We start from the raw sequence: 4,801 nt of genomic DNA, 5'->3' as shown, positions 1-4,801 counted from the left end.
GCGGCGGCGGTCACGTTCGCGGCCGCGGCGAGCTCCGCCGGCGGCGCGAAACGGCGGTCCTCCTTGAGCAGGTTCGCCAGACTCTCGTTGCTCATGTGAAAACTCCAGATACTTGATCATTCGGAGAGGCGTGCCTCCCCCGTGCCTGTCATCGATCTTGCGGCCCGCCGGGGCCGCGGCCGCACGGATCGGACCGACATGTCGGTCCGACGGGCCAAATCATTCGGTGGGCCCACGGCCGGGCGGGCCGGCCCGGTCCGCGGGTCGCCGGCCCGGTCCGCGGGTGGACCACTCGCCTACCCGGCCACCGGGGCGGCGGTCTCGGCGCCCGGCGCCGGGTGGCTGCACGACTCCCAGCTGCGCGCCCGGCCCGACCAGTCCCGGGTGCGGTGCATGACCCACACCCGGCGGGGGTTCGGCCCGCTCACCCGGCACAGCGCGCGCAGACCGGAGAGGTCGTACCGGGCCGTCAGCTCCTCGTAGCGGCCGAGCAGTGCGTGGATCGCCGCCGGGTCGGTGTGCAGGAACGTCACGCCGTACCAGTCGATGATCTCCCAGAACCGGCTGCGCCCGACCGGCGCGGGGCTGGTCTCGCAGATCACCTGGGTGACCCCGGCGGCGAGCGCGCCGAACACGCCGTGCGGTCGGCCGCCCAGCCAGCCCACCTCGCTGGTGCACCAGTAGACGTCCGTACCGGGCCGCAGGCCCAGGATGTCCCGGTCGTCGCGGCGCCCGGGGCGCCGCGGCCGCGGGCCGGGCGCCACCTCCTGCCGCTCGACCACCTCGTGCCACCACAGGTCGCGGCCCTCGGTCCACGGGACCGGCTGGCCGGTGCGGCGCACCACCAGGACGTGCCGGACCCGGGAGCCGGCCAGGGCCGCGTCGACGGCGGCCTTCAGCGCGACCGGCGAGCCGTGCCGGGCCACGCCCTCGGGCCCGCCCGGCGCGCCGGGCCGCATGCTCCCGTCCGCGGTGACGACCACCTCGGCGTCCAGGTCGCACGCGCCGGGGACCACCGCTCGGTCGCCCGTGAAGAGGCCGAAGACGGCCGACGGGACGGCGCCGAGCCGGGCACAGGCGAGGACGGTCACCACGGCCTCGGGGATCACCGGCAGGTAGACGGCGACCCGGTCGCCCGGGCCGACGCCCAGCTCGCGCAGGGCGCCGGCCGCCCGGGAGACCTCCTCGTCGAGCTCGGCGAAGGTGAGCGACCGGGTGTCGCCGAGGCCGCCCTCGAAGTGGACGGCCACCCGGTCGGCGCGGACGGCCGCGGCGACCCGGTCGGCCTCGTGCAGCATCTCCAGGTCCAGCGAGCGCACTAGTGGGCCCCCGCACCGGTGAGCGAACGGACCTCCAGCTCGGTGTACTTGGCCTCCTGCCCGTCCTCCCGGCGGGAGAGCAGCGAGCCCGCCCAGCCGAGCAGGAAGCCGACCGGGATGGACACCAGCCCGGGGTTCTCCAGCGGGAACCAGGCGAAGTCCGCGTCCGGTACGAGCGAGCTGGCCTTGCCCGACACCACCGGAGAGAACGCCACCAGGACCACCGAGGAGACCAGCCCGCCGTAGATGCTGCACAGCGCGCCCCGGGTGGTGAAGCGCTTCCAGAACAGGCTGTAGAGGATCGTCGGCAGGTTGGCCGAGGCCGCGACCGCGAACGCCAGCGCCACCAGGGCGGCGGTGTTCAGCTTGTCGGCGTACATGCTCAGCACCACGGCGACCGTGCCGATGCCCACCGCCGCCAGCCGGGCGGCCCGCATCTCCTGCCGCTCGGTGGCCCGGCCGCGCCGGATCACCTGCGCGTACAGGTCGTGGGCGAAGGAGGAGGACGAGGCCAGGGTCAGCCCGGCCACCACCGCGAGGATGGTCGCGAAGGCGACCGCCGAGATCACCGAGAGCAGTACGGCGCCGCCGGTGCTGCCCACCCCGCCGCCGAGGCGTTCGGCCAGCATCGGCACGGCCGTCGTACCGGCCGCGTTGGACGCCTTGACGGCCTTCGGGCCGACCAGGGCCGTCGCACCGAAGCCCAGCACCACGGTCATCAGGTAGAACGCGCCGATGATGGCGATCGCCCAGTTCACCGAGTGCCGGGCCGCCTTGGCACTGGGCACGGTGTAGAAGCGGACCAGGATGTGCGGCAGACCGGCCGTACCGAGCACCAGCGCGACCCCCAGGCTGAGGAAGTCGAGCTTGGACATCGAGGTGGCCCCGTACTTCAGGCCCGGCTCCAGGAACGCCGAGCCCTTGCCGCTCGCCTCGCCGGCCGCGCCGAGCAGGTCGGAGAGGTTCCAGCCGAAGCGGGCCAGCAGCAGCACGGTCAGCAGCAGCGTGCCGCCCATCAGCAGCACGGCCTTGACGATCTGCACCCAGGTGGTGCCCTTCATGCCGCCGACGGTGACGTAGAGGATCATCAGCAGGCCGACGCCGAGGATGATCAGCTTCTTGGCGGCGCCGCCCTCCACCCCGAGCAGCAGGGCGACCAGCGAGCCCGCGCCGACCATCTGCGCGAGCAGGTAGACGACCGACACGACGATGGTCGAGATGCCCGCGGCGGTGCGCACCGGGCGCTGGCGCATCCGGAAGGCCAGTACGTCGGCCATGGTGAACCGGCCGCTGTTGCGCAGCGGTTCGGCGACCAGGATCAGGGCGACCAGCCAGGCCACCATGAAGCCGATCGAGTACAGGAAGCCGTCGTAGCCGAACAGGGCGATCGACCCGGTGACACCGAGGAAGGACGCGGCCGACATGTAGTCGCCGGAGATCGCCAGACCGTTCTGGAAACCGGTGAACGACCGGCCGCCCGCGAAGAAGTCCGAGGTGCCGCCGGTCCGGCGGCCGGCCCGGACGGTGATGGCCAGGGTGACCAGGACGAAGGCGAGGAAGACCCCGAGGATCAGCCCCCGGTGTCCGCCGGCCTCGGAGGCGAGGCTCACGGCCCGGCCGTCGGTCATCGTGCGCATGTGCAGTTCTCCAGGTCACCGGCCCGGTGCGGGGTGCCGGTCCTCGTCGTTGCGTCGAACGCGGCCCGCAGCCGGTCGGCCCGCGGGTCCAGGCGGGCGTTCGCGTGCCGGGTGTACAGCCACGCGATCAGGAAGGTGGTGACGAACTGCAGCAGGCCGAGCACGAGGGCCACGTTGACGTTGCCGGCCACCCGGGTCGCCATCAGGGCCGGCGCGTGGCTCGACAGCAGCACGTACGACAGGTAGACGGTCAGGAAGACCGCCGTCAGCACGCCGGCGGAGCGGCGGTAGGAGCTGCGCAGCCGGTCGAAGTCCTCGCTGCGGGCGAGGTCCCGGTAGACCGCCGGGCAGGGGGCGGCGGCCTCCGGCGGGCGCTCGTCGGGTGGGCTGGTCGTGGTCATGGGTGTCTCCGTCGAGGTGCTGTGGGGCCCGCCGCCCGGGTGGGTCCGGTACGGCGGGTGGGGCGGGTGCCGGGCCGGTGGCGGGGGCCGACGGCGGATGGCGGGTGGGGCGGCCGGGGAGGCGGAGGGGCGGGAACGGGGGCGCCGGGAGCGTGAGGGCGCCGCCGTTCCCGCCGGCCCGCTGGAGCGCGGGCGTGCCCGGCCGGGGCCGCGAAGGGGTGCGACGGCCTCCGGCCCGGGGGTTCCGGGGGAAGTGGTGCGGCTCAGGGACCGGGCCCGCTCCGGGGCTCCGGCCGGCGCGGTGGCCGGGATCCCATCCCAGCAGCGGCCGGGGACCGCGGGCAACCGCGCAGGGCCCCGCCGCGGCGAATCTTCGGTCGGCCGACGCCGACCTTTCGGTCCTTCGGTACGGGTCGGCCCGGTCGGCCGGTCACCCGGTCAGGAGGCGCTCGGCAGAACGGGCCTGACGGCCTGTCCGACCGGCCGGCCGGAGGTCCACCAGGCCCGCGGGTCCTCGCACTGGCCCACCGTGAGCCGCTCGCCGTACCCGTTGTCGAGCAGGCAGCCGCCTCGGTGGGCGATGATCCGGAAACCCGTCCCGGGCCGGGCGGAGCCGCCGGGGCCCGCCGGTGCGGTGCCGTCCTCGAAGCTCCAGAGCTGGCCGGGATCGCCGGCCGGCCCGGCCGGGCGTTCGTGCTGGAGGTAGACCGAGTCGTCCGGGTCGGTGGTGAGGACCAGTGGCCCGCCGTCGTCACTGCTCAGCAGCAGGGACTGCAGGACGAGTTCGCCGCCCGCCGCGGTCCGGACCAGCCACTCCTGGCTCTCCTCGCCGGTGGCCGGCATCGCCCCGACGCCGGCGCCCTCGGCGGCCCGGGAGGCGCCGGCACCGAACGCGTGCGCCCGCAGTCCGGACTCCCGGGCCGTCAGCACGGTGAGACCCGTGACCGGGCCGGACCGGGTGACGGTGTCGGCGACGTCCGGCAGCGGGCCGGGGGCGAGGGTGACGTCCCCGCGGCGCTCGCCGGGGTCGCCGGGGTCGGCCGAGGGGGCGGCCGAGGGTTCGGGCACCGCGTGCCCGGCCTCCCCGACGAGCAGCAACGCCGGCAGGACGGCGAGGACGACGGTGGCCTTGGCGGCGGTGAGCGCGGGTCGGTAGCGCACGTGAGGTTCCCCAGCGAGGTGATCGGTACGGCACGGGCTTTCCTAGCCGCAAACGCTGCACCGGGCACCGCGGACACGGTCCCCCCGTTCCGCCCGACCCTGACGGTCCTCGTCGAGGACCGCCCGCAGCGAACACCCACGCTAGGAAGCCGGCCGCCGAAGTGGACCACGGTCGCTACCGAAGGATTAGCTTGTGCTTTATCCATCAGGCTCGAACGTCGCCTCGAACATGATCACCCGGATGGGGATTCGCCGGACGTGAGGGCGGCCTCCGTCCGATCCT

The 4,801-nt window shown here is 74.5% G+C and carries 4 protein-coding genes; all 4 read right to left on the bottom strand.

What is annotated here, in order from left to right; genetic code table 11:
* Positions 1-296: 296 nt before the first annotated feature.
* The 4 genes from ACIOFR_RS41785 to ACIOFR_RS41770 all read right to left on the bottom strand — a co-directional run bounded on the left by ACIOFR_RS41785 (position 297) and on the right by ACIOFR_RS41770 (position 4,518).
* Entirely contained in the window at positions 297-1,319 is a 1,023-nt protein-coding gene (locus ACIOFR_RS41785; protein WP_401006008.1) for an AMP-binding protein, read from the bottom strand.
* Entirely contained in the window at positions 1,319-2,956 is a 1,638-nt protein-coding gene (locus ACIOFR_RS41780; RefSeq protein WP_401006006.1) for a cation acetate symporter, read from the bottom strand. Before ACIOFR_RS41780 ends, ACIOFR_RS41785 begins: the two co-directional genes overlap by 1 nt.
* Positions 2,944-3,357, bottom strand: coding sequence for a DUF485 domain-containing protein (locus tag ACIOFR_RS41775; RefSeq protein ID WP_401006004.1), 414 nt, complete (start codon positions 3,355-3,357; stop codon positions 2,944-2,946). The genes ACIOFR_RS41780 and ACIOFR_RS41775 overlap by 13 nt, the downstream gene beginning before the upstream one ends.
* 438 nt (positions 3,358-3,795) lie before the next feature.
* Positions 3,796-4,518, bottom strand: a complete 723-nt coding sequence (locus tag ACIOFR_RS41770) for a hypothetical protein (protein ID WP_401006002.1) — start codon at positions 4,516-4,518, stop codon at positions 3,796-3,798.
* Between the last annotated feature and the right edge of the window lie 283 nt (positions 4,519-4,801).

Source organism: Kitasatospora sp. NPDC088346 (genome assembly GCF_044740765.1).
Lineage (GTDB): Bacteria > Actinomycetota > Actinomycetes > Streptomycetales > Streptomycetaceae > Kitasatospora.
The sequence above is the reverse complement of the archived record's forward strand: the minus strand, read 5'-3'. Positions and strand labels throughout refer to the sequence as shown.

What these genes read in the sequence shown, in the direction of transcription:
- ACIOFR_RS41780 (WP_401006006.1), bottom strand. Translation starts at nt 2,956, where the DNA reads ATGCGCACGATGACCGACGGCCGGGCCGTGAGCCTCGCCTCCGAGGCC.
- ACIOFR_RS41775 (WP_401006004.1), bottom strand. Translation starts at nt 3,357, where the DNA reads ATGACCACGACCAGCCCACCCGACGAGCGCCCGCCGGAGGCCGCCGCC.